Source organism: Cellulomonas flavigena DSM 20109 (genome assembly GCF_000092865.1).
GTDB classification, from domain to species: Bacteria; Actinomycetota; Actinomycetes; order Actinomycetales; family Cellulomonadaceae; genus Cellulomonas; species Cellulomonas flavigena.
Map to the genome: position 1 here is coordinate 2,261,680 of NC_014151.1, position 24,755 is coordinate 2,286,434.

Sequence of the window (24,755 nt, forward strand, 5' to 3'; positions counted from 1 at the left end):
CCGTCGCGATGGAGGACGACCCGGCCGAGCTGTTCGCCGGCGACACCGGCACGCTCGACGCCGACGTGCGCCGTGTGCTGGTGCGGCTGCTGCAGCGCCGCTTCCTGCTGGCCGAGCGGCACCCCGCGCAGTGGCGCACCCTGCTGGCGCACCAGCAGCTGGTCGAGTCGCGCCTGCACGACCTGTTCGTGCACCTCGTCGTCGACCACGAGCGTGGCATCGCCTACAAGCGGCAGGTGCGCTCGGCGGAGCTCGACGTGCCCGTGCTCCTGCGCGACGAGCCGTACACGCGCGCGGAGACGCTCGTGCTGGTGCACCTGCGCACGGTGTTCCAGCGCGAGCGCGGCGCCGGGGAGACCTCCGCGCGCGTCGACGTCGAGGAGCTCGAGGCCACCGCCCTGACGTACTTCGACGCCGACGACACGAACGTCGCGGCGCACCAGCGGGAGATCCGCACCGCGATCGCGCGTCTCGCCAAGGAGGGTGTGATCGAGGAGGAGTCCGAGGGCCGGTACCGCGTGACGCCGCTGGTGGAGGTGGTGCTGAGCAACGAGCGGCTCGTCGAGCTGCGCGAGTGGCTGCGCACCCGGCACGAGGCGCCGGCGCCCGCGGGCGCGGGTGACGACGGCACCACGGACGCGGACGCCCCGTCCGACGACGAGGACGACGAGACGCAGGACGACGACGCGCAGGACGGCGCGGACGACGACGAGGAGACGGCACCATGACGATGGTCGACTCGCTGTTCGGGCTCATCCCGGCGGCGTCGACGGGCCAGCAGTGGGTGGCCCTCGACCTGCAGCTCGTCAACTGGGGCGGCTACGACGGGCACCATCGCGTGCGCCTGGCGTCGACCGCGACGCTGCTGTCGGGCGGGTCGGGCTCCGGCAAGTCCACGCTCATGGACGCGTACATCGCCCTGCTCATGCCGCACACGACGCCGTTCAACGGCGCGTCCAACGGTGGCGTGGTCGGGCGCCCGCGTGGCAAGGACCAGCGCAACATCCTGTCGTACGCGCGCGGCAAGCTCGACGAGTCGCGCACCGAGGAGGGCACGCGCCAGCGCGTGCTGCGCGGCGACGGCAAGGACACGTGGTCGGCGATCGCGATGACGTGGGCGGACCAGTCGGGCACGCGCTTCACCGCGGTGCGCGCCTGGTACGTGCCGTCGGCCGCGCGGACGCTGGAGGACGTCACGGCGGTGCGCGCGACGTGCGACGGGCCGTTCGACCTGCGGGACCTCGAACCCGCCGCCGGCCAGCGCCTCGCCAGACCCGCCGTCACGGCCGCCGGGCTGGGCTGCTTCGACACCGACCGCGAGTTCACCGCGCGGTTGCACTCGACGCTCGGCATCGGCGCCGCCGGCGACGGCGGCAAGGCCGTCGCGCTGCTGGGCCGGATCCAGGCCGGGCAGCAGATCACGACCGTCGACGCGCTGTACAAGGCGATGGTGCTCGAGGAGCCGGACACGCTCACCACGGCGGACGCGGTGGTGGAGCAGTTCGACAAGCTCTCGGGCACGCGCGAGCAGATGATCACCGCGCGCCAGCAGGTCAAGGCGCTCGAGCCGATCCGCGAGCACCGCGCCGCGATCGAGCAGGCCGCGGCCCGGCTGCGCGTCGTCGACGCCGTCGGCGGGTTCGACGACGGCACGTCGCCGGCCGCGCTGTGGCGCCACGAGCGCCGGCTCGGCCTGCTGCGGGCGGTCGAGTCCGACCTGCGGACGCGCCACCGCGAGGCGCAGCGCGTCGCGGCGGAGACGTCCGCCCGTGCGGCTGCGGCCCGGGCCGAGCGTGACGGCGTCAAGCAGACGCTGTGGGCCTCCGGCGGCGACCGCCTCGCGACCGCGCAGCGCGAGCTGCACGGCGTGGCTGCGCGCGTCGAGGAGGTCGCCCGCGCGCGGGCCCGGCTCGACGAGGTGCTGACCTCCACGCTCGGCACGTCCGTGACGTCGCTCGACGAGTTCACGGACCTCGTCGGCCGCGCGCGCCACGCCTTGGCGGACAGCGACGCGAAGGGCGCCGCGCGCCAGGCGCTGTTCGACGCGATGTCGGAGCGCAAGGAGGCCGCCGCGGACCTCGCGGTGCTGCGCCGCGACCACGCGGACGCCAAGCACCGGCACGACAACATCCCGGGCGACCTGCACGCCACGCGCGCCGCACTGGCCGAGGCCGCTGGCCTGACGCCCCAGGACCTGCCGTTCGTGGCCGAGCTCGTCGAGGTCCGCACCGAGCACGAGCCGTGGCGCGAGGCGTTCAACCTCGCGCTCGGCGGCTTCGCGACCCTAATGCTCATCGACGTGGCGCACCTCCAGGCGTTCCGCCGGGCGATCGACAGCGTGCGCACGGGCCGGCGCATCCGGTTCGAGGGCGTGCCGGCCGGCCTGCGCGACGACATCGGCCTGGACGGGCGCACGCTCCCGGGGCGGCTGGACTACCGGCAGTCGCCGTTCACCGGCTGGTTGAAGATCGAGCTGTCGACGCGGTTCGCGTACGTCTGCGTCGACACGCCCGGTGAGCTCGCGCAGCACGAGAAGGCGCTGACCCGCGGTGGTCAGCTCTCCGAGGGCCGGCGCGGCGCGCACGGCGGGCAGGGCGCGCGCAACGTCCTGGGCTTCACCAACACGCGTCGGCTGACCGACCTCAACCGCCGGCTCGAGGCCGCCGAGGAGCGGCTGCGGGACGCCGAGGCGCGCGTCGGCGAGGCCGAGGCCGCATGGGACCGGCACGACGCGACGCTGCGCGCGTACGCCACGGTCGTCGAGCTCACGTGGGACCAGGTCGACGTCGCGGGCGTCGAGGCCGAGCGCGACCGCTGGCGGCGCGTCGTCGACGAGGTGACGTCCGGGAACCCCGACGTCGTGCGCCTGCAGGAGCGGGCCGTCGAGCTCGACGTGCTCATCCAGGACCTCACCGAGCAGCTGGGCCGCACCAAGGGCGCGGCCACGGAGCTGGGCGAGCAGTGGTCGCAGGTCACCGACCAGGTCGACGTCGCGCAGGGCGCTCTCGACGCCGCGCAGGACGCGGGCACGGTGCTGGACGACGAGCAGCGGGCCTACCTCGAGCGCGTGCTCGGCGGCACGGACGAGGATCTGCCACGTGTCGACGACCGCACCGACCCGGCCGCCGCGCTCGCGGCGTTCGACGGTGTCGTCGCGCGCGCCGCGGACCTCCTGAACGCCGACCGCACCGCCGCGCAGCAGACCGTCGGTGCGTCGCGCGAGGCGCTGCGGCGCGCGTTCGAGACGTTCGTCGAGCGCTGGCCCGACCCGAACCTCGGCACCGACCCCGACGCCTCGTACGGCGACTACGAGCGGATCCTCACCGAGCTCGAGACGCAGGGTCTGCACGAGCTCGAGGCCGAGTGGCGCGCGAGCCTGCTGCGCCTGTCGGGCAACGACCTGGCGGACCTGCACAGCGCCCTGTCGCGGTCGGTCCGCGAGATCAAGGAGCGCATCCGGCCGGTCAACGACATCCTCGCGGACCTGCCGTTCGCGGACGACGACCACCGCCTGCGCATCGACGCCCGCGACACCCAGTCGACGGTCGTGGCACGGTTCCGCAAGGAGCTGCGCGACCTGCGCGAGGTGCTGTCCACCGAGGCCACGGACGCCGAGCGCGAGCGCCGGTACCACCGCATGGCGAAGGTCATCGACCGGATCCGGCGCACCGCTCCGGACTTCGCGGACCTCGTCGACGTGCGCCGTCACGTGCGGCTGTCCGCCGAGAAGGTCGACCTCGAGGGCAACCACGTCGCGCTGTACGACCACATCGGCGAGAAGTCGGGCGGTGAGTCGCAGGAGCTCGTCGCGTTCATCGTGGGCGCCGCGCTGCGCTACCAGCTGGGCGACGCCGGGGCATCACGGCCGCGGTACGCGCCGGTGTTCCTCGACGAGGCGCTCATCAAGGCCGACGCGCGGTTCACCGGGCGGGCCATCGGGGCGTGGCGCGGTCTGGGCTTCCAGCTCGTCATCGGTGCGCCGAACGACAAGTTCAGCGCGCTGGAGCCGCACGTGGACCTCAAGTACGTGGTGCTCAAGGACACGGCGGGCCGGTCGCGGACGAAGGCGGTCGCGGGAGTGGCGGCGGACGCCGGAGCGTAGACGCATCCCGCCGCCCGCGGCGAGCCTGACCGCCCGCGCACACGTGTCGGTCCGCCCCCGCGTCACGGTCCACGCGTCCCACGGCGAGCGCCGCGGTCGACCGTCGACACCGCCTCCTCGAGGACGCTGTCGGTCACGGCCCACGCGAGCAGCGTCGTGCCCGCCCGGTGCCGCTCGACGTCGGGGAGCCGCGCGAGCAGCGTGGCACCGTCCAGGTGGCCGTCGGCGGGGCAGGTCGGTCGTGCGTCGCTCCGCCGGGCCGTACGCGGTGGCGCCCAGGGTCCCCACCCCGCCGACCGACGACTCCCCCGGGCGTCAGTGGCCATGAGGGCATCGTGTCGGTCGGGTGACGATCCTTACACCCGCCACGGCCGCCAGGTGAGCGCCCGCCGCGCGTCACTCACGGCGTGTCGGGAGCCCGCTGCCCGCCGGGACCGGTGCCTCCCGCAGGGGCGCGGCGGTGTCAGAACGCGGGGTCGGCCCCACGGGCGGGTGCTCGGTGGCACGCGGCCGGCTCGCGCGGGCTCGGATCCGGCGCTGGAGCGGCAGCTCCACGAGGTGGTACGACGCCGCCGCGGCGACCAGGCACAGGAGCGTGTAGACGAGCCACGCGCGACGGGCGGCGAAGTCGATCTCGAGGCCGAGCGCCGACTGCGTGGTCACGATCGCGAGCTGCACCGGGAAGTGCAGCATGTACAACGAGTAGGACAGCACACCGAGGTAGACGAAGGGTCGCAGCGACAGCACCCAGCGCACCGGTGCGACGTTGAGCGACACGAGCACGACGGCCGGGAAGATCACCAGCACGTACACGAGGTACGGGTCGCCGAACGCCTCGTGACCGACGAGGACACCGATCGCGCCCACGACCAGCAGGACCGTCGCCGCTGCGGCGCCGAGCACGCCCGAGCGCCCGGCTCTCGCCGCCCTCTCATGGAGGTCGAAGAGCAGGCAGCCCACGAAGAAGCCGAGGATCACCCGGCCCGTGAGCCCGTTGAACGGGCCCCAGGGTGGGCTCGTGACGAGCGTGAGCCCGACGATCGCTAGGAGCGCGAACACGACGACGTTGGAGACGCGGCGCCCCACCGCCACGAGCGCCGCGAAGAACACGAGGTAGGCCATGATCTCGACGCTGACGGACCAGCTGGGGGCGTTGAACGAGTACGGCACGTCCACCCAGCCCTTCTGGAGGAAGAGCACGTTGAGCACGAACGTGCGCACGTCGTTGGCCGTGTAGACGAAGAACGGCTGCCCCTGCTGGAGGCGCACCACCTGCAGCACCGCGACGGCGACCAACGTGATCACGTGCAACGGGTACAGGCGGCTGAACCGGAGCACGACGTACTCGCGCAACGAGATCGCGCGGTCGCGCAGCCGGTCGCGGTACACGTAGGCGAACACCACGCCCGAGAGCACGAAGAAGAGGTCGACGAGCCGAGCCCCGTAGTGGTGCAGCCAGTAGGCCTTCTCGGCGAACGGCGCCACGGCCGGCTGGAAGTGCTGGTAGTGCCAGAACAGGGCGACGCCCGCAGCGGCCAGCCCTCGGACCCCGTCGAGGGGCTCGAGACGACCTGCCGAAGCTCCGGTGAGGGCAAAAACGCGCACGGCGCATCGTGTCAGGGGGACGCGCGAGATGTCACATGCGACGGTCGGCGGGGACGGTCCGAGATGCCGTGCACGCGACTCCGCGCCACGACCGACGAGGCGTACGGCCCGATCATGGAGGTCGTCGTCGGCCGAGTGGACGACGTGGAGCATCCGCACCCACCTCACGGAGGTCACCGAAGCCTGTGACGCGGCCGACGTAGCCCGCCGATGCGACCAGTCTGTCGGCCCCAGCGATGCGACGTCCTCACGGGGCCCGGTCCCGCTGTGAGGCTCAGCCCGAGGCGGTCCGGCGCGGCGGCAGCGACGTGCGGGCGCCGGCAGCGACGACCGCGGTGCCCGTGGACGTGCTGGTCGCCGCCGCACGTCGCCGCCATGGTGACGTCGCCGTCCTGCACGCGCTCGCCCGCCGCGAGCGCGACGACGTCGACGCACTGCGTGTGGTGTGAGCGCCCCACGTCCCTGCGAGATGCCCCGAGGAACTCGATAAACATGCTAATCTCGGCTTCCGATTATCATGTTTATCGAGTTGATTGGTGAGATGTGAAGTCGTTCGAGGACCTCGACCGCCTTGTCGGAGCCGTCCCGTTCGACGTCGTCACCCATCTCCGGACGATCGACACCGGCCGTGGCAGCGAAGCGCTCTACCGCGACAAGCTTCCCGCCCTCCTGACGAGTCTGGCCGACCGCGCACGTGTCGCCAGCATCGAGGCCTCATCGGCGATCGAAGGGATCGTCGTCGAGAACCGGACCCGCGCGGCCGCCATCGTGTCCGGCGACGTCGACCAGCTTCACGACCGCAGCGAACAGGAGCTCGCCGGTTACCGGTCAGCGCTCGACTACCTGTACCAGGAGCAGTGGAGGCCGCTGAACATCGGTCTCGTCCTCCACCTGCACCGCCTGCTGTTCCAGTACGGCGCGACACCCGGTGGGCAGCTGAAGCAGGTCGAGAACCTCGTCGTGGACCGACTGCCGGACGGCACCCGCGCCAAGCGATTCACACCAGTGTCGGTCGCCTCGACGCCCGCCTACCTGGACGGGCTGATCACCCGCTACTCCGCGGCGCAGGACGCCGGGCGGCACCACCCCGTCGTCCTCGTCGGGCTGTTCGCGCTCGACCTCCTGACGATCCACCCGTTCGTCGACGGCAACGGACGCATCACTCGCGCATTGACGAACGCCCTCCTGCAGGAGGCGGGCTACGACGTCACGCGGTACGTCTCGCTCGAGACCACGATCGCTCGCTCCGCGGACGCCTACTACGCGTCGCTGCTCAGTTCGACCCACAGGTGGCACGAGGCGACGCACGACCCGTGGCCGTGGCTCAGGTACTTCATCGGGGTGCTCGCGGGCTCCTACGACCAGTTCACCGCGCTGACTGCGAGCGCGCGCAGCGGGGGAAGCAAGCAGGACCGCGTCCGCGACTACGTCCTGCACCACGCGCCCGAGGCCTTCCAGATCGGAGACGTCCGTACGGCGCTGCCCGGGGTCTCCGATCCGACGATCCGTCTGGTGCTCGCGCAGCTGAAGGCCGAAGGGCTCATCGACGTCGACGGAACCGGCCGAGGCGCGACGTGGAGCATCGTCTGACGCCTGGGTGCAGGCGGACGTCGGCGGGCGACACCGCATCGCCGTCAGGGCCCGGGTCGCTGTTCGGCGCTCAGGCCGGCAGGCACTGCCAGGTGGCCGTGTCCCCCGCTGCCGGCCACGACGGGACGCGCCTGCCCGGCTCGTGCTGCTCGATCTCGCCGAGGTTCTCGCGCAGCAGCTCGACCGTCATGTGGTACGTCGCCGGGCTGTCCCGGTCGGTCGGCCCGCACAGCGCGACGACGACGTCACCCGGCGTCCGCGTCAGCGAGACCGTCGCCACCGGGTGCAGCGGGTGCCCGCGGCGCCAGGTGCCGTGGCACGAGCCCGTGAAGCACCACCCGCCCCGCGGCTCGAGGACGTCGTGCAGCTCCCAGGCCGCGGCGACATGGTCGGTGACGTCGCACAGGTCGGCTGCGGGGTCGCGGTGACCGAGCAGGAGGTGCGCGAGCACGGGCAGCCGGCGCGCCCAGAACACCCGCACGGGGTGGCCGTCGAGCTCGAGGCGCACCGTCTGCGGGCTGCGCGTGACGTCCCGCGCCGGGCGCGGGACGAACGTGATCCGCGGGCGGCGGTCGGCATGCGGGCCGCTGCTCGTCGTCAGGGTGACGCTGTGGTCGGCACCGCGCACGACCGTGAACGCGTGCCACGGCGAGCGCCGCGGGTCGACCGTCGACACCGCCTCCGCGAGGACGCTGTCGGTCACGGCCCACGCGGGCAGCGTCGCGCCCGCCCGGTGCTGCTCGACGTCGGCGAGCCGCGCGAGCAGCGTGGCGCCGGCCATGTGCCCGGACCAGTCGCCGGGGAACGCGGTCCCCAGCACCAGGCACGCGCTGCCGTCGCTCGACGTGAGCACGCGGGCGTGGACCTCGTCGCCGACGGACCACGTCCAGTCGAGCTCGCCGCGCACCCACCCGCGAGCGCGCATCACGGTCTCGAGGCCGACCGCGCGCCGCTCCCTCGCATCCGGTTCCACGGTCCCCGGTGCGCCGACCGACGGGCACGCGACGTGCACGTCCGCGAACGCCTCCAGCACCGGCGTCCTTGCACACTCGTCGTCGAGCAGGTCGGTCGTGAGCTCCTCCGCCGGACCGTACGCGGTGGCACCGAGGGTCCCCACCCCGCCGACCGACGACTCCCCCCGGGCGTCAGTGGCCATGAGGGCATTGTGTCGGTCAGGTCCCGATCCGTACACCCGCCAGACGTCCCGGGTCGCTGCACCTCGCGGGTCGCTGCGGAGATGCCGATCCGCCACTCACGGCAGAGGAACTGCTGGTCGTCGCGCGCCGCGTGGACGACGTCGAGAGCATCCGCGCCCGCCTCGCAGGCCTCACCGACGTGTGGTGACGCCCAGGAGCGCGTCACGCACCGTCGCATCCTGATCGACTGCTTGCGCATCACGGTCAGCGGTCAGCGCGCCGCTGCGCTGATCATCTCGGTGACGCACCGAGCAGATCAGGCCGCATAGAGCGCCTGGGCCTCCGTCTCGATCCGTTCGCGCAGCAGCGGGTGCACCGCCCTGCGGGACACGAGGTCCACCGGACGACCGAGGATCTGGGACATCTCCTCGGCCGCGTCGACGATCTCCCAGGTCACGTGCCGAGCCGGGAGCAGGTCGTAGAGCACGTCGATGTCGGAGTCCGCACGATCCTCGCCGCGCGCGACCGAGCCGAAGACCTCGAGCCTGGCGAACCCGTAGCGTGCGCACAGATCGACGAGTTCACGGTGCTGCCGCACGTCGACCCGGATCATGGCGAAAGGCTAGCCGCCTCTCGGCCGCGAGGGGGAAGCTCAGCGGTGGAGCCTCACCTTGCGGGCCAAGGCGACTCCGGTGGTGCCTCACGCCAACTCGTTGCGTCAAGACATCAAGCACAGGAGGCCGACATGGCGGGACGTGCGCCCCTGGGGCGGCGCGGAGCTCGCCGACGCCGCCCTGATCTCGTCGCGGAGCGGGGTCCCGGAACCTTCCGACCGCGGATCCGTGCGACCACAGACGCCCGACCCCTAGCGTCGGGCCGACCCGCCCGCCCGTTCCCTGGAGCTCGATGTGATCCTCCCCCGCCGCATGCTCGTCGCGGCCCTCACCGCCCTGGTGGTCGCGGCAGGCGCCGGACCCGCGAGCGCCGCCGAGGCGCCGGCCGACCTCAAGGCGACGATCGACCGGGTCTCGCCGGCCCAGGACGGCACCTTCACCGTCCGGGGCCTGATCCACATCCCGCCCCACGACGCGACGATGCCCCTGCCGGTGACGACCCTGACGCTGCGGGCCTGGGGTAACGCACCGGACGGCTCGCCCCTGACGGCGGTGGTGACCGCACGCCTGGACCCCGTCTACGCGCAGTCGTTCGAGCCCGGGTACGCGGTCGTGCAGCCGTTCACCGCGTCGCGCCTGCCGTTGGAGCTCCACCACCAGGCACCCCTGCTCGTCGAGATCGACCACCCGTCGTACCGCCTGCCGGTGCCGGCAGGGCAGACGAGCAACGCCGTCGCGGACGCCGTGGGCCTCACGGCGCGGATGGTCGGTGACGAGATCGACGTGTCGTACCTGCGCGGGACGGGGCCGTGCACCCTGCCGCACGTGCTGGTGACGGCGGGGTCGTCGACGGTTCAGCAGGCCTGGACGCCGCGGATGTCCGGCACCTACTGCCAGGGGCGCATCCCGGCCCCGCAGGTGGCGCCGGGCACCAAGGTCGGGATCCAGGTGCCCGCCCCGGGCGTGGGGCCCGGGGCGTTGGTGACGATCCTCGCGCCGCGCACCGTGCAGGTCGTCCGCGAGGTCACCACGACCCAGGAGAAGGTCACCGTCACGTCGTCCCCGCAGGCCCGCAGCACGGTCCTGCAGCGGTGGACGGGGTTCGCGTGGGTCACCGCCGAGACCTCCACCGCACCGTCGGCCACGTTCACCGTGCCCCGCACCACCACGGCGGTGCGGTACCGGGTGAGCATCCCGCAGGACGCCTCCGCGAGGTCGTTCACGGGCGGCGAGTTCACCGTGGTCGCGGGATAGGCGCACGGTCGGCGCGATCCCCTGCGGTGTCGCGCCGACCACGTGTCACTGGAAGTCCCGCGACCGGCTGCGCACCTTCAGCGACAGCGGGCTCAGGTGCTCCGCGACGAGGTTCGTCGCACCGTCGGCCTTCTCGATCCGCCCGCGCACGACCATCGCCTTGGCGGTACGGGCCGTGCGCCGGAACCTCTGCCACAGGCCCGCGGAGCACACGATGTTGAGCAGGCCGGTCTCGTCCTCCAGGGACAGGAACGTCACGCCCTGCGCGGTGCCGGGACGCTGGCGGTGGGTGACGACGCCGGCGACGGCAACGCGGCGTCCCTCCTCGGTGCGGAACGCCTGCTCGACGGTCAGCACACCGGCCGCGTCGAGGCCGTCGCGGACGAACTGCGTCGGATAGGAGTCCACGGACACGCCCGTGGCCCACACGTCGGCCGTCGCGACCTCGACGCCCGACAGGCCCGGCAGGGCCGGGGCCTTCACCCCCACCGCGACGCCCGGCAGCGTGTCCGGCCCCTCCTGCGCGAGCGCGCCTGCGGCCCACAGTCCCGAGCGGCGGTCGACGCCGAGGGAGTCCAGCGCGCCGGCTGTGGCCAGCGCCTCGATCTGCGCGGTCGTCAGGTGCACGCGCCGCACGAGGTCCTGCAGGTCGGTGAACGGGCCGTCGGCCGTGCGCGCGTCGACCAGCGCACGCGCGACGTCCTCACCGATGGTCCGCACCTGCGTGAGCCCCTGCCGCACCGCGAGGGTGCGCACCGACCCCTCCCCGGTGCGCACCCCCACGGGTCGGGTCGGACCGGTGCCGCTGGGCTGCGGCACCAGCCGGGGTTCCCCGCCGTGCGGCGGTGGTCCGAGGCGTTCGACGACGGCCAGCACCTCGGACGCGAGCACGTCGGGGCGCAGCACCTCGATGCCGTGGCGGCGCGCGTCCGCCGCCAGCGACTGCGGCGAGTAGAACCCCATGGGCTGCGCCGCGAGCAGCCCGGCGTAGAACGCGGCGGGGTGGTGCACCTTGAGCCACGAGCTGGCGTAGACGAGGAACGCGAACGAGTAGGCGTGCGACTCGGGGAACCCGAAGTCCGCGAACGCCTTGAGCTTGTCGAAGATCTGCTCGCGGACCTGCGAACCGATGCCGTTGGCGGCCATGCCCTCCATGAGCCGTGAGCGGATCGCCTCCATGCGCTCCATCGACCGCTTCGACCCCATCGCGCGGCGCAGCTGGTCGGCCTCGGCGGGCGTGAAGTCCGCGACGTCGATGGCCATCTGCATGAGCTGCTCCTGGAACAGCGGGACACCGAGGGTCTTGCCGAGCGACTTCTCCAGCAGCGGGTGCAGGTACGTGACGGGCTCACGGCCCTTGGCGCGGTTGATGAACGGGTGCACCGATCCGCCCTGGATGGGCCCGGGCCGGATGAGCGCGACCTCGACCACGATGTCGTAGAACGTCGAGGGCCGCAGGCGCGGCAGCGTCCCCATCTGCGCGCGCGACTCCACCTGGAACACCCCGACGGTGTCGGCGGCGGACAGCAGCTCGTACACCGCGGGGTCCTCGTGCGGCAGGCCGTGCAGGTCGAGCGTGACGCCCTCGTGCTTCTCGACCTCGGTGAACGCCAGGCGCAGCGCGGTGAGCATGCCCAGCCCCAGCAGGTCGAACTTCACCAGGCCCGCGTCGGCGCAGTCCTCCTTGTCCCACTGCAGGACCGTGCGCCCCTCCATGCGCGCCCACTCCACGGGGCACACCTCGATGACGGGCCGGTCGCACATCACCATGCCGCCGGAGTGGATGCCCAGGTGGCGCGGCAGGCGCAGGAACCGCTCGGCGAGGTCGATGACGTGCTCGGGGATCTCCTCGGCCTCCGCGGCCGACGGCGGCAGGCGCGTGGGGACGACGTCGTGGTTGTCGGCCGTCGGCATGCCGGCGACCTCGCTGCCCGGCCCGACCGGCCCCGAGCGCGTGAGGTGCCACCACGCGCTGGGCTTCTCCGGGCCGCGCAGGCTCCCCCACCGCTCGATCGACGTGGACCACGCGTCCTGCTGCCCCGCGTCGTACCCCAGCGCGCGCGCCGCGTCCCGCACGGCCGAGCGCGGCCGGTAGGAGATGACGTTGGCGACCTGGGCGGCGTGCGAGCGCCCGTGCGTGGCGTAGACGTGCTGGATGACCTCCTCGCGGCGCGCGGACTCGATGTCGACGTCGATGTCCGGCGGGCCGTCACGCTCCGGGGCGAGGAACCGTTCGAACAGCAGCCCGTGCTTCACGGGGTCGACAGCCGTGACGCGCAGCACGTAGCAGACCGCGGAGTTGGCGGCTGAGCCGCGCCCCTGCGCCATGATCCCCTGGCGGCGGCAGAAGTCGACGAGGTCGTAGACGACGAGGAAGTACCCGGGGAACCCGAGGTCCTCGATGACGCGCAGCTCGTGCTCGAGCTGCGCGTACGCGCCGGGCACCCGCTCGGCGTCCGGTGGGCCGTACAGCTCCGCCGCGCCGCGGCGCACGAGCTCGCGGAGCCACGTCGCCTCGGTGTGCCCGTCCGGGACGGGGTACGGCGGCAGGCTCGGTGCGACGAGCGACAGGTCGAACGCGCACTCGGCAGCCAGGTCCGCCGCGGTGGTCACGGCGCTCGGGTGCCGGCGGTGCAGGTGCAGCATCTCGGCCGCCGAGCGCAGGTGCGCCACGGGGGCGCCGGGCAGCCAGCCGTCGAGGTCGTCGAGCGACGAGCGCGCGCGCACCGCCGCGAGCGCGAGCGCGAGGTCCGCGTCGCGCTCGGTGGCGTAGTGCACGTTGCCGGTCGCGACGAGCGGCAGGCGCGCGTCGGCGGCGAGGGTCGCGAGCGCGTCGGCGCGGTCGGTGTCGTACGCGTCGCCGTGCATCGTGGTCTCGACGGCGACGTTGTCCCGCCCGAACAGCGCGACGAGCCGGTCGAGCTCGGTGCGCGCCGCCTCGATCCCGCCCGGTGCGACGCCCAGGACCCCGGACGGGTCGCCCCCGGCGAGCGCACGGCGCACGGCGCCCTTGCGGCAGCCGGTGAGCACGAGCCACTGCCCGGCGGCCGCCTCGGCGAGCTCCTCCAGGTGATACTCCGCGGCGCCCTTGCGCCCGGTGCGCAGGTGCCCCTCGGCGATCGCGCGCGACAGCGCGCGGTACCCGTCGGCGCCGCGGGCGAGCACCAGCAGGTGGGACGCGCGCGGGTCGGGTACGCCGGTGGGCGCGTCGAGCACGGGCGGGCCGGGGGTCGGGCGCTTCTCGCGCGGGTGCCGGCGCGGGTCGGGCGCGGGCAGGTGCAGCTCGGCGCCGAAGACCGTGGGCAGCCCGACGGCACGCGCGGCCTGCGCGAACCGCACCACGCCGTACAGCCCGTCGTGGTCGGTGAGGGCCAGCGCGCTCTGCCCGAGGCGCGCCGCCTCGGCGGCGAGCTCCTCGGGCTGGCTGGCGCCGTCGAGGAAGCTGAACGCCGAGTGCGCGTGCAGCTCGGCGTACCGCGGCGGCCAGTCGGCCCCGGCCCCGCGCCCCGCACCCGTCCGGGCGTCCGTCCCCGTGCCTGTCCCCACCCTCGGGTCCCCCTCAGTCATAGTCCGCCTCGTACGTCCACGCCCCGTCGGTGTGCGTGAGCAGCACCGCGCCGCCGTCGTCGAACGCGACCTGCAGGTGGGCGCGCACCTGCGGCCCGGCGCCGGGGTGCGTCCACCAGCGGTCGGTCAGCAGCCACGGCCCCGCCCACCCGGCGACGACGCGCACCCGGTCGGGGCCGCTCCCGGCGAGCACGCTGCCGGGTGGTCCGCTCAGCCGCCCCCGCCGGTCGACGCGCACGGGCGAGCCGTGCACGTCCCGCACCTCGACGTGCACGGGGTCGACCAGCACGGTCGCGGGTGCCGGGTCCGGCAGCCGGCCCGGCCAGGGACGGTCGAGCGGGCGCGGCGGGTCGCTCTGCTCGCCCCACGGCCGCACGTGCACCTGGTCACGCACGTCACGCCCGCCCTGCAGGGTCGCGGTGAGCACGCCCGGCCCGCCGACGATGCTCTGCGCGCGCTCGAGCGCGCGGTGCGCCCGCAGGTCCCCACCCGACGGTCCGCCCCACAGCTGCGTCGCCTCGGACCCCGCGGGCGCGACGTCGAGCGCCGTGAGGGTCAGACGCACCAGCGCGACGGGCGCCGTGTCGTCCTCGTCGTCCGGCACCCGGACATCGAGGACCGCCCCGTGCGTCCCGCGCACCGGTCCGTGCTCGCCGTGCGCCGGTCCCCCGCCCTCGCCGCGTCCCCGCGCCCCGCGTTCACGCTCGCGCACCTCACGGCGCCGGTCCCGAGCCGTGGCGACGGCCGCCGCGGTGAGCCACCCGTCGAGCTGCCAGCGGATCCGGTCGGTGATGCGCGCGGCGGCGAGCCCGCCCCAGCCGCCCAGGTCGGTACGCCACGTGCGCACCAGCTCGGTCCCGTCGTCGGTCCGCGCGGTGATCTGCAGGCGCCCGCACGTCACGGAGCGCGCGACGAGCTCGGCGTGCAGCTCCTCGGCCAGGCGCCGTCCGGCGAACGTCGCGGTGTCCACGCGGTCGACGGGCGGGTCGAGCTCGACGTCCACCTCGAGGTCGGCCTCGGGACGACGACGCGCGGGCGGCCGCTCGTCGAGGCCGCGCGCGAGCGTGCGCGCCCACGAGCCCAGCCGCCCGAACCGCGCGTGCACGTCGGGGGCCGGCAGCGCCGCGAACGCCCCGAGCGTGCGCAGCCCCAGGCGGTGCAGCAGGTCGACCAGGCGCATGACCTCGGCGGCCTGCTCGGGCGTGGTGGTGGCGTGCACGAGCTCGGTGACACCGTGCGGCGCGAGGAAGACGGGCGACAGCCCGGGCTCGACGACGGCGCCGGTGCGCGCGGCCAGCACGGCGGCGAGCAGCCCGTCGGCCGTGCCCACGCCGCACTCGTGACCGGTGGCGCGCGCGACCGCGTCGACGACGCGCTCGGCGAGCGCCTCCTCCGACCCGTGGTAGCGCGCGGCTCCGCCGGCAGGCAGCAGGAGCATGCCCGGCCGGGCGACCTCGACACCGGCGACGACCGTCTCGGTCGCCGCGGCGACGGGCTCGAACAGCCGCACGTCGCGCGCGTCGTCGACCGGCAGCAGCACGAGCTCGGGGCACACGCCCTGCGCCTGCCGCCGCCGCATCCCGCGGCGCACCCCGTCGGCACGCGCGAGCGCGGACACCGCGGTGATCCGACGCCCGTCGTGCACCGCGGCAGGCACGTCGACCGGGACCTCGTCGGCGGTCATCGCCGCGACCACGGGCCAGTCGGGCACCCACACGACCGTCGTCCGCGTGCTCATCCGACCAGCCGCAGACCGTCGGCCGCCCGGGGGCTCCGGCGGACGGGACCGGGCGGCACGTGCTCGCCCGGGGGCGCGAACGGCAGCACGACGTCGGCGGACGTGGGCACGGCGGCGCTGCCGCGGCCGGTGCGGCGCACCTGCACCTCGCACGTGCGCAGCCGCCCGGCCCCGGCGCCGACACCCGACCACCGGGCGGGGCCCGCGTCGAGCACGACGGTGGCGCCGGGCCACGGCAGGGTCGTCAGCAGCGCCGTGCCGCGCTCACGCGCGCGCGCGGACAGCCGGCGGCGGTCGGCGTCCGCGAGCGGTGCGTCCGGCCCGACGAGCACGACGTCGATCCCGTCGACCAGCGCCGCCAGGACGAGCGCGGCGTCGGTCCCCGGGGCCGGGACAAGCGCGAAGCGCGCAAGGTCGACGCCCGCCTGCGCGGCCGCCAGCAGCCCGAGCCGCGGCTGACCGACGACGACCGCCCAGGCACCGGCCGCGCACGCGTGCGCGAGCACACCGAGGGCCAGCGACGTGGAGCCGAGCACCGCGGTGGTCGCGCCGCGGCGCAGCCCGTCGGGCAGGAGACCGGCCAGGGGCGGCGGGACGGGCAGCGGGGGGCGCTCGCTGGTGAGCAGCGACGTGCGGCGCAGCGAGGTCGTCGCCGTGTCGTGCGGCGGGGTCGCGTCGTGCGGCGCGTCGTGCGACGACAGGACGTCGAGCGACGGGGTACCGCAGGGGACGCCCGACGACCCGTCAGACGCCGCGCCGGTACGCACCGGACCGGTCGGCACGCTGCCGGCGTGCACGGTGCCGGTGTGAACCGTGCCGGCGTGCGTCGCGCCGCCGTGAGCCGCGCCGTGCAGCACGGTGCGAGCACCGGTGCGCAGCTCCGCGGCCGCGAGCGCGGCGCGTGCCCGCGCTGCGCGCTCGACGGTGCTCGTGCTGCTCACAGCGCCCTCCACCCTCCTGCGCACCTGCGCCGTCCCCGGCGAGACCCCTCCCGATCCCCGTGCGGCGATCGTTCGAACACATGTCGATCATGCCAGTAGACGCCGACACCCGGGAGGTGTCAATCCGGCCCCGAGCGGGTGAACCGCACCGCGCACCGCACGGGTCCTACGGAGCCGCGACGACCTCCGCGTAGGATTTGACGATTCCATCAACCCGTCATCCGGGAGTAGCCGTGCCCCTGCACGCCCTCGGTGTCGACCGCCCTCTCCCCGAGGTCAAGGCCGAGCTGTTCAAGGCCCTCGCCCACCCGGTGCGCGTGCGCACCCTCGAGCTCCTCGTCGAGCGCGACCGTCAGGTCAGCGAGCTGCTCGCCGAGCTCGGCCTCGAGGCCTCGCACCTCTCGCAGCACCTCGCCGTGCTGCGACGGGCGGGCGTCGTCACCGCCCGCCGCACCGGCAACGCCGTGCACTACGCGCTCGCGCTGCCCGCGGTCGCCGACATGCTCGCCGCCGCCCGCACCGTCCTCCTCGACGCCGCCGCGCACCACCGCGACCGGCTCGACGACCCGACCGAGGCATGAGATGACCGACCTCGCCCCCGTGGTCCGGCGCATCCGCGCCCTCGCCCCCCACCGCGACGACTACGCCGACCTGCCCCGCTCGTGGCGCGCCGACCTGCTCGCCGGCGTCACCGTCGCCGTCGTCGCGCTGCCCCTCGCCCTCGGCTTCGGCGTGGCCTCCGGGCTCGGCGCCGCCGCCGGGCTCGTCACCGCCGTGGTGGCCGGCGCGATCGCCGCCGTCCTCGGCGGCTCCCACCTGCAGGTCAGCGGACCGACGGGGGCGATGACGGTCGTCCTGCTGCCCGTCGTCGCCCGGCACGGCGCCGAAGCCGTGCCGATCGTGGCGATCATGGCCGGCGGCATCGTGATCCTCGCCGGTGTGCTCGGCATCGGCCGGCTCGTCGCGTACATCCCGTGGCCCGTCGTCGAAGGGTTCACGTGCGGCATCGGCGTCGTCATCGCGCTGCAGCAGGTGCCGCTCGCGCTGGACACTCCGCGCGCCGAGGGCGAGAACGCCGGGCTCGTCGCGCTGCGCACCCTCGGCGACGTCGACTGGTCGCAGGCCGTCGCGCCGCTCGCGCTCGTCGCGCTCGTCGTCGCCGTCATGCTGGCCCTCCCGCGGCTGCGCCAGGGGCTGCCCGCCTCGCTCGTGGCCGTCGTGCTCGCCACCGCCGTCGCCGAGGCCGCCCGCCTCGACGTCGACCGCATCGGCGTCCTGCCCTCGGCGCTGCCCGCCCCCCACCTGCCGATCGTGGACCTGGCCACCACCAGCGCGCTGTTCTCCGCCGCCCTCGCGGTCGCTGCGCTCGCCGCCCTGGAGTCGCTGCTGTCGGCGCGCGTCGCGGACGGCATGGCCGACGACATCGGACGCACGCGCCCCAACCGCGAGCTCGTCGGCCAGGGCGTCGCCAACGTCGCGTCCGGCCTGTGCGGCGGCCTGCCCGCGACGGGCGCGATCGCCCGCACCGCCGTCAACGTGCGCGCCGGCGCGCGCACCCGTGTCGCGGCCCTCACCCACGCCCTCGTGCTCACCGCGATCGTGTACCTGGCCGCACCGCTCGTGGGGCGGATCCCGCTGTCGGCGCTCGCGGGCGTGCTGCTCGTCACGTCCGCACGCATGGTCGACCTGCCGACCGCGCGCGCGATCTGCCGGTCGGGGCGCTCCGGAGCGCTGGTGTTCGGCGTGACGCTCGCCGTGACGGTCGTGTTCGACCTCGTCATGGCCGTCGAGGTGGGTGTCGCGGTCGCCGCCGTGCTGGCGCTGCGCGCGGTCGCACGCAGCAGCGGGCTGCACCGCGAGCCGCTGGCCGAGGAGTCCGGCGACCGGCTCACAGCCGACGACGAGCACGCGCTGCTGCACGAGCACATCGCGGTGTACCGCATCGACGGTGCGCTGTTCTTCGCCGACGTGCGCCGGTTCCTCGACGAGCTGGCGCTCGTCAGCGACGTCCGCGTCGTCGTGCTGCGCCTGGGCAACGTGCGCGTGCTCGACGCGAGCGGCGCGAACGCCCTCGTCGAGATCGTCACCGACCTGCGCCGCCGCGGGATCGTCGTGCTGCTCAAGGGGCTGCGTCCCGAGCACCGCAAGCTCGCCGAGGGCATCGGGGTGCTCGACGCGCTCGGCGAGCCGCGGCACCTGTTCGACGACCTGGACGACGCACTCGAGCACGCCCGCTCGCACGTGCGCCGCGCCCACGCCCCGACCAGGATGGGATGACCGCGGCGAAGAGCCGCCGCACCGGACCGGAGGTTGCCCGTGCCCACGTCCCTGACCCGTCCCGTCGCCCCCGAGCCCTACCCGCTCCTGCCGCCCGTGCCCGCCTTCACGGTCACCAGCACCGACTGGGTGCACGGTGGCCGGATCCCCGACGTGCACACCAACACCGACGCCGGCAGCAACGTCTCGCCGCAGCTCGCGTGGTCCGGGTTCCCCGAGGGGACCCGCGGCTTCGCGGTGAACGTGTTCGACCCGGACGCGCCGGGCGTCGCCGGCTGGTGGCACTGGTCGGTGCTGGGCCTGGGCGCCGACGTCACGTCGCTCGACCGCGACGCCGGGCGTCCTGACGGCTCCGGGCTGCCCACCGGCGCGTTCCACCTGCGCGGCGACGACGGGGTCGCGGGCTACGTCGGCAGCGCTCCCCCGCCCGGGGACCAGGTGCACCGCTACTTCGTCGCGGTCCACGCGCTCGATACCGCGGACCCGGGGCTCGGGCCGGACACGCCCCCCGGTGCGGCGAGCTGCGCGCTGGTGTTCCACACGATCGCGCGCGCCGTCCTCATGGGCACGTACCAGCGGTGACGCGACCTCTACCGGCCCGACGCGTCGTCGCCCCGGTAGCCTGCCGCGCATGATCACCACCCACGGGACGCTGACGTGGGAGCGTGCCGTCGACCGTCCCGACCTGCTGGCCGCGAGCACGCACGCCGTGATCAGCGGGTGGGCGGTCGTCGAGCCCGCCGTGGCCGACGCAGTGCTCGTCGCCGCCATCGACCCCGACCTCGCGGACACCGCGGCCATGACGGACGCGTACGAGCTGCCGCTGTCCGCGTCGGTCAACTGCGTCCTCGTCGCCGGGAAGCGGGCAGGTGAGGAGCGGACCGCTGCCTGCCTGGTGCGCGCGACGACGCGCGCCGACGTCAACAACGCCGTCAAGCGCCTGCTCGACGTGCGCAAGGCGTCGTTCCTGCCGATGGACCGCGCGACCGACGAGTCGCGGATGGAGTACGGCGGCATCACGCCGCTCGGGCTGCCGGTGGGCTACCGGGTGCTCGCGGACGCGGGCGTTGCGGTGGACGACCCCGAGGCCGGCGGCACCGTGATCATCGGCAGTGGCACGCGGCGCTCGAAGATCGCGCTGCCCGGCGCGCTGCTCGTGCGGGCGCCGGGCGTCGAGGTGGTCGAGGGGCTTGCGATCGGCTGACCCGCACCGGGCCCAGGAGCGCAACACGCCGCTGACGACGCTCGCCTCCCCCTCACGCCCGCCTGACGTGATGCGGACCTCGAACGGGTCGTACCGCAACGGTGCACCGGTCCTCCTGGCCTGCGCCGATCAGCAGGGTCCTCACCCCGGTGACAAGACCCGTCACGAGGAGCGCGCGAGCGTGGGCGGGAGCCGGGAGCGACGCCGCGCCGGCGCTATCGTCGCGGCATGTCCGACTCCACCGACCCCCTGCTCGTCGAGTACGTCGCCGCGCACTCGGGCGGTGGGCCCATCACGCTGGTGGCAGGTGGCGCCCTCGTGACCGGCTGCCTCGCGGAGGCGACGGAGCACACCTACGCTCCCACGGTCTCGAGCCTCGCTCACGAGCTCGACGTCCAGAGCCTCGCAGACCTGGAGCGCGCGTTCGCCGCCCTGGGAGCGGACGCCGACAGGTACCTCGACCGCTCGATGCTGGAGAACGCCCGAGCACGGGTGGGAGCTCACCGCTCACAGGATGCGCGAGGGCCGGTCACCCACATCGCGCTGGTCTCCGCCCTCGTCTGCACCGGTGGCGGCGCGTGGATCGCGGTGACTCCCGGTGATGGCCTGTTCCGCGTGCGAGCCGACGGCATCACGGCGTGGTCCCCGACGCCCGTTGCCGACGCCAAGTTGCCGCACGAGGGGTGATCGACCGCGGGTCGGCGGCCATCACGGTCCGCGACCTGGTCGGCGATGATGCGCACGTCTCGGACTCGTGGCAGCGATGCGTGGTGGGGCACGCGCACCTGCTGCACGAGCGGATCGACGGGCGCGTGGGCGAGGAGAGCTCGCCGACCTCAGACCCGTGTCGCCCAGAACGCCACGGCCGCGGCGGCCGCGACGTTGAGCGAGTCCACTCCCCCGGCCATCGGGATCCGCACGGTGAGGTCGCCGGCGGCGACGGTCTCCGGCTTGAGCCCGTCGCCCTCGGCGCCCAGCACGAGGGCGAGCCGCTCGGGCGGGTCCGCGACGAGCTCGTCAAGCGGCACGGAGTCCTCGGACAGCGCGAGCGATGCCGTGACGAACCCCGCCTGGCGCAGCGTCGCGATGCCGTCGGGCCACGGGTCGATGCGCGTCCACGGCACCTGGAACACCGTGCCCATCGAGACACGCACCGCCCGCCGGTACAGCGGGTCGGCGCAGCGCGGCGTCACGAGGACGGCGTCCACGCCCAGCGCGGCCGCGCTGCGGAACGCAGCTCCGACGTTCGTGTGGTCGACGAGGTCCTCGAGCACCGCCACGCGCCGCGCCCCCGCGCCGCCGCGTGCCGCCGCGAGGACGTCCGCAACAGCCGGCAGCGCCGGGCGGTGCATGGCCGCGAGCGCGCCGCGGTGCACGTGGAAGCCCGTGATGGCCTCCAGCACGGGGTCCTCGGCGACGTGCACCGGCACCACGCCGTCGACGGGCGACGCCGCGAGCATGTCCTCGACGGCAGGCACCCAGCGCGGCGCGAGCAGCACGGACCGCGGCTGGTGCCCGGCACGCAGCGCACGCTCGAGCACCGTCGAGCTCTCCGCCATGTACAGACCCTCGGCGGCTTCGACGCGCATCCGCAGCGCGACGTCGGTGAGCCCGACGTAGTCGGTCAGCCTCGGGTCGTCGCGGTCGGTGACGGGCTGGACGTCGGCACGGAGCACGTCGACATCATCCCAGCCCGGCAGGGACGCGACGGTGCTCGCTCCCGCGCGCCGCGTGTGCGATCAGCCTCTGCCGTTCGGGGCGGAAGGTCGACGCGCGTCGTCGTCGCGGCGCGGTGGACGACGCTTGAGAGAGCGAACGAGGAGTGTCGTGAGCCCCACCAACGCACCGGCGCCGAGAACCCACGAAGCGATGGCGAGGAGGGCAAGTTCGTCTCCGAGCACCCGGTCAGCGTACTTGCACAACCAGCCGCGCTCACCGCACACCCAGCACTGGCTGTCGGCCCGGGACCCAGGTCCATCATCCGAGGTCGGCGGGAACGCGGCTGCGCACCGCCCGCCCCCCGAGCATCGCGACGACGACGCCCGCGGCCGCCAGGACCGGCACGAGCAGGAACGCCTGGTGCGTCCCGAACGCGTCCGCGAGCGCGCCCAGCAGGAACGGTGCGACACCGATGGCGAGCGCGCCCGCGAGCGTCGCGTGCGCCTGTGCGCGGTCACCCTGGCCGGGCGACACGGACAGCAGCAGCGCGACGCCCAGCGGGTACTGCGCGCCGTACCCGAAGCCGGCGATCACCAGTCCGGTGAGCGCGACGGCGACGTCCGTCGCGGTCCACAGCAGCGCCCACCCGACGATCGCGATCCCGAACGACGCCGCGAGCAGGATCGCCGGCGGCACGCGGAGCGACAGCGGACCGACGATGAACCGCATGACCGACATGCCGGCCACGAGGCCCGCGGTGGTGGCGGTCGCGATGCCCGCGCCGGCGTCCGTGCGGGACAGCACGAGGTCGGTCGCCCAGTAGGTCGTGGCGTTCTCCAGCGCGGTGGCGGCGACGAGCGCGGCGAGGAACAGCCAGGCAGCGTGGCGCGGGACCTGCCGCGGCGCGGGCGCGGGCGCGGCGGCGGCCTCGACGGGCGCGACCGCCTCCTCGTCAGGAGCCGCAGCAGCGCGCCGACGCAGGGCCGGCAGCGCTGGCGCCGCGGGCAGCCGCGAGACGACGAGGGCCGCGACCACCGCGAGCGCCGCGGTGACCGCCACGCCGGGACGCCACCCCCAGCCCGCGGCGACGCACGCGCCGACGGCCAGGGGGCCGATCAGCCCAACCGACGACCCCGCGCCGTTGGCCTCGGTGATCGCCGCCGACGCCGCGGGCCCGGTGTGCTGGGCGATGCCCACCTGCGTCGCCGCGATCATCACGTTGCCACCGAGGGCCGTGACGAACATGCCCGCCAGGGTCCACGGCAGCGTCGGGCCGAGCAGCAGCGCCGCGACGCCGACGGCGACGAGCAGCAGCGCTGTCACCACGGTCGCCCGCCGCCCGGCGCGCCGGACGGCCCGCGGCGTCACCGGCGCGGACGCCAGCCCGCCCAGCGCCATCGCGGTGCCGTGCAGCCCGGCCTGCGCGGCGGTCACTCCCAGCTCGTCGGCCAGCAGCGGAACCGACGGGTTGAAGCTGTACAGCAGCCACCCCCACACGACGTACGGGGTGTAGAGGCCGAGCGTGAGACGGTCCCGGACGAGCCGGGGACGGAGCGTGGACACGGGACGAGCATCGGTCACAGCAGGCCCCGGGACGACGTCCGTCGGCGGGTGAGGTGTGCCCCGCACCGCGCGCGGGGCACGGGCCTCATCGCGCGGCCACGGTGACGACGCCGTCGTCCTCGCCGACCGTGATCTCGGTGCGCTCGCCGCCGACCTCCACGGTGTAGCGCCCGGGCATGCCGGCCACCTGGAGCCGACCCTGCTCGTCGGTGCGCGCCGTCGTCGGCGCGAGCCACCACTGCCCGCGGATCAGCCCGCGCAGCGCGTCGTACGACGGCTTGGGCGTGCCGTCGGCGTGCACCAGGCCACCGGGCGCGTTGAGCCACATGCCGTGGTCCGACAGGCCCCAGTAGGTGATGACCTTGACGCGCTCGTCGGCGACGAGCGTCGTGTAGAGCTCGGTGGCGTCCTGCGCCTGCTGCTCCAGGCCCTCGGGGGTGCTGGGCCAGTGCTCGACCCGGTGGTCGTTGAGGTCGTCGAGGTGCTTCGGCATGTGCTCACCGGACATCAGGGTGATCTCGGTGAAGTGCAGCGGCAGGCCGAACCGACCGAAGCGCTCGAGCACGTCGAGCGTCTTCTCGCGGCCCCACGTGCCCTGGTGCATGTGGCTCTGCAGACCGAGCGCGTCGATCTTGATGCCGGCGGCGAGGACCTCCTCGATGAGGTGCTCGTAGTCGGCGGACATGTCGAAGTCGTTGAGCAGCAACGTCGCGGCGGGGTTCGCGGCGCGCGCCTCCTCGAACGCCAGGCGCACCATGCCGACCCGGCCCACCGTCTTGGCCACGCGCGTCACCGCGTTCTCGTCCTTGGTGAACACGGGCATGATCACGACCTCGTTGATCGCGTCCCACGTGTCGACCAGGCCCGCGAACTCGGCGGCGTCGCGCTGCACGCGGGCACGCAGCAGGCGCAGCACCTCGTCGTCCGGCTTCGGGACGAGCCACTGCGGCGCGACCGTGTGCCAGACGAGGGGGTGGCCCTTGACGCGCGCCCCGCGGGACACGAAGTGCTCGGCGGCGGCGCGCAGGGCCGCGGTGCGCGGCATGCCCTCCTCCGGCTCGAACGTTCCCCAGTAGAACGGCAGGGTCGCGGTGTCGAACAGGTCGAACCACAGCGCGTCCAGGCGCTCGAACAGCGCGTCCTCGTCAGGCGTGAACGGCTGACCGGCAAGCCGGCGACCGGCCCGGTACACCTCGTCGAACCCGATGCAGCCGAAGCCGATCTCGTGCTGCTCCTGCGCGACCGTGACGGGTGCGTCCACCAGCGGCACGCCCGAGTGGTCGAGCACCTGCACGGTGCGCGTCCGGGTGCGGTGCGCGACGGCGGGGTCCGACACGGCGGCGCTGGCGGCGACGGCGGCGGACGACAGGATCGGCTGGGCGGTCATGCGGCTCCTTCGGACACGACGGCTGGACGGCGCGGGCACCCGCTGGGACGTGGACGCCGTCGCACCAGCGCCAAGACTCTCACCCTCAGCCCGGGATACCGAGCACCCAGGCCGCGAG

The 24,755-nt window shown here is 74.4% G+C and carries 18 protein-coding genes; 9 read left to right on the forward strand and 9 right to left on the reverse strand.

Going from position 1 to position 24,755, the window contains the following annotated elements; all coding sequences use genetic code 11:
- The first annotated feature begins 8 nt into the window (after positions 1-8).
- Complete coding sequence (locus tag CFLA_RS10280) at positions 9-728, forward strand: DUF4194 domain-containing protein (protein WP_245530365.1); 720 nt, start codon at positions 9-11, stop codon at positions 726-728.
- Entirely contained in the window at positions 725-4,102 is a 3,378-nt protein-coding gene (locus CFLA_RS10285) for an ATP-binding protein (RefSeq protein WP_013117260.1), read from the forward strand. The genes CFLA_RS10280 and CFLA_RS10285 overlap by 4 nt, the downstream gene beginning before the upstream one ends.
- Before the next feature lie 396 nt (positions 4,103-4,498).
- On the opposite strand, the gene CFLA_RS19030 is transcribed toward CFLA_RS10285, so the two are convergent.
- The gene (locus tag CFLA_RS19030; protein ID WP_013117261.1) at positions 4,499-5,707 is read right to left on the reverse strand and encodes an acyltransferase family protein; all 1,209 of its coding nucleotides are present in this window, start codon (positions 5,705-5,707) and stop codon (positions 4,499-4,501) included.
- Between the two features lie 543 nt (positions 5,708-6,250).
- Here CFLA_RS19030 and CFLA_RS10300 point away from each other — a divergent pair.
- The gene (locus tag CFLA_RS10300; protein WP_013117263.1) at positions 6,251-7,297 is read left to right on the forward strand and encodes a Fic family protein; all 1,047 of its coding nucleotides are present in this window, start codon (positions 6,251-6,253) and stop codon (positions 7,295-7,297) included.
- A gap of 70 nt (positions 7,298-7,367) precedes the next feature.
- Here the strand turns inward: CFLA_RS10300 and CFLA_RS10305 are convergent, their stop codons facing one another.
- Together CFLA_RS10305 and CFLA_RS10310 are read right to left on the reverse strand one after the other, a co-directional pair.
- Positions 7,368-8,453: a hypothetical protein gene (locus CFLA_RS10305; RefSeq protein ID WP_013117264.1), complete on the reverse strand. Its 1,086-nt coding sequence runs from the start codon at positions 8,451-8,453 to the stop codon at positions 7,368-7,370.
- Between the two features lie 296 nt (positions 8,454-8,749).
- Positions 8,750-9,046: a nucleotidyltransferase family protein gene (locus CFLA_RS10310; RefSeq protein WP_013117265.1), complete on the reverse strand. Its 297-nt coding sequence runs from the start codon at positions 9,044-9,046 to the stop codon at positions 8,750-8,752.
- Between the two features lie 295 nt (positions 9,047-9,341).
- On the opposite strand from CFLA_RS10310, the gene CFLA_RS10315 reads away from it, so the two are divergent.
- A complete protein-coding gene (locus CFLA_RS10315; protein ID WP_013117266.1) occupies positions 9,342-10,301 on the forward strand; it encodes a hypothetical protein in 960 nt (319 codons plus the stop codon).
- 45 nt (positions 10,302-10,346) lie between these two features.
- Here CFLA_RS10315 and CFLA_RS10320 read toward each other — a convergent pair whose 3' ends face one another.
- Genes CFLA_RS10320 through CFLA_RS20455 form a run of 3 tightly spaced genes read right to left on the reverse strand, consistent with a single transcriptional unit; the run spans position 10,347 to position 16,547 of the window.
- Entirely contained in the window at positions 10,347-13,868 is a 3,522-nt protein-coding gene (locus CFLA_RS10320) for an error-prone DNA polymerase (protein ID WP_013117267.1), read from the reverse strand.
- Positions 13,861-15,606, reverse strand: coding sequence for a DNA polymerase Y family protein (locus CFLA_RS10325; protein WP_013117268.1), 1,746 nt, complete (start codon positions 15,604-15,606; stop codon positions 13,861-13,863). The genes CFLA_RS10320 and CFLA_RS10325 overlap by 8 nt, the downstream gene beginning before the upstream one ends.
- Entirely contained in the window at positions 15,603-16,547 is a 945-nt protein-coding gene (locus CFLA_RS20455) for a hypothetical protein (protein WP_013117269.1), read from the reverse strand. The genes CFLA_RS10325 and CFLA_RS20455 overlap by 4 nt, the downstream gene beginning before the upstream one ends.
- A gap of 233 nt (positions 16,548-16,780) precedes the next feature.
- Here CFLA_RS20455 and CFLA_RS10335 point away from each other — a divergent pair, with 233 nt between their 5' ends.
- The 5 genes from CFLA_RS10335 (at position 16,781) to CFLA_RS10355 (ending at position 20,715) form a co-directional block, all read left to right on the forward strand.
- Entirely contained in the window at positions 16,781-17,128 is a 348-nt protein-coding gene (locus tag CFLA_RS10335) for an ArsR/SmtB family transcription factor (protein WP_013117270.1), read from the forward strand.
- Between the two features lies 1 nt (position 17,129).
- Entirely contained in the window at positions 17,130-18,824 is a 1,695-nt protein-coding gene (locus CFLA_RS10340) for a SulP family inorganic anion transporter (protein WP_013117271.1), read from the forward strand.
- 39 nt (positions 18,825-18,863) lie between these two features.
- Complete coding sequence (locus CFLA_RS10345; RefSeq protein WP_013117272.1) at positions 18,864-19,406, forward strand: YbhB/YbcL family Raf kinase inhibitor-like protein; 543 nt, start codon at positions 18,864-18,866, stop codon at positions 19,404-19,406.
- A gap of 49 nt (positions 19,407-19,455) precedes the next feature.
- Positions 19,456-20,028, forward strand: a complete 573-nt coding sequence (locus CFLA_RS10350) for a YbaK/EbsC family protein (protein WP_013117273.1) — start codon at positions 19,456-19,458, stop codon at positions 20,026-20,028.
- A 228-nt stretch (positions 20,029-20,256) separates the two neighbouring features.
- Positions 20,257-20,715, forward strand: coding sequence for a hypothetical protein (locus CFLA_RS10355; protein WP_013117274.1), 459 nt, complete (start codon positions 20,257-20,259; stop codon positions 20,713-20,715).
- Positions 20,716-20,864: 149 nt separating this feature from the next.
- Here CFLA_RS10355 and CFLA_RS10360 read toward each other — a convergent pair whose 3' ends face one another.
- The 3 genes from CFLA_RS10360 to CFLA_RS10370 form a co-directional block, all read right to left on the reverse strand.
- Entirely contained in the window at positions 20,865-21,704 is an 840-nt protein-coding gene (locus tag CFLA_RS10360; RefSeq protein WP_013117275.1) for a TrmH family RNA methyltransferase, read from the reverse strand.
- Between the two features lie 301 nt (positions 21,705-22,005).
- Complete coding sequence (locus CFLA_RS10365; protein WP_013117276.1) at positions 22,006-23,250, reverse strand: MFS transporter; 1,245 nt, start codon at positions 23,248-23,250, stop codon at positions 22,006-22,008.
- Between the two features lie 85 nt (positions 23,251-23,335).
- Complete coding sequence (locus tag CFLA_RS10370) at positions 23,336-24,637, reverse strand: endo-1,4-beta-xylanase (protein ID WP_013117277.1); 1,302 nt, start codon at positions 24,635-24,637, stop codon at positions 23,336-23,338.
- Between the last annotated feature and the right edge of the window lie 118 nt (positions 24,638-24,755).

What these genes read in the sequence shown, in the direction of transcription:
- CFLA_RS10280 (WP_245530365.1), top strand. Translation starts at nt 9, where the DNA reads ATGGAGGACGACCCGGCCGAGCTGTTCGCCGGCGACACCGGCACGCTC.
- CFLA_RS10285 (WP_013117260.1), top strand. Translation starts at nt 725, where the DNA reads ATGACGATGGTCGACTCGCTGTTCGGGCTCATCCCGGCGGCGTCGACG.
- CFLA_RS10305 (WP_013117264.1), bottom strand. Translation starts at nt 8,453, where the DNA reads ATGGCCACTGACGCCCGGGGGGAGTCGTCGGTCGGCGGGGTGGGGACC.
- CFLA_RS10310 (WP_013117265.1), bottom strand. Translation starts at nt 9,046, where the DNA reads ATGATCCGGGTCGACGTGCGGCAGCACCGTGAACTCGTCGATCTGTGC.
- CFLA_RS10320 (WP_013117267.1), bottom strand. Translation starts at nt 13,868, where the DNA reads ATGACTGAGGGGGACCCGAGGGTGGGGACAGGCACGGGGACGGACGCC.
- CFLA_RS10325 (WP_013117268.1), bottom strand. Translation starts at nt 15,606, where the DNA reads ATGAGCACGCGGACGACGGTCGTGTGGGTGCCCGACTGGCCCGTGGTC.
- CFLA_RS10340 (WP_013117271.1), top strand. Translation starts at nt 17,130, where the DNA reads ATGACCGACCTCGCCCCCGTGGTCCGGCGCATCCGCGCCCTCGCCCCC.
- CFLA_RS10350 (WP_013117273.1), top strand. Translation starts at nt 19,456, where the DNA reads ATGATCACCACCCACGGGACGCTGACGTGGGAGCGTGCCGTCGACCGT.
- CFLA_RS10355 (WP_013117274.1), top strand. Translation starts at nt 20,257, where the DNA reads ATGTCCGACTCCACCGACCCCCTGCTCGTCGAGTACGTCGCCGCGCAC.
- CFLA_RS10370 (WP_013117277.1), bottom strand. Translation starts at nt 24,637, where the DNA reads ATGACCGCCCAGCCGATCCTGTCGTCCGCCGCCGTCGCCGCCAGCGCC.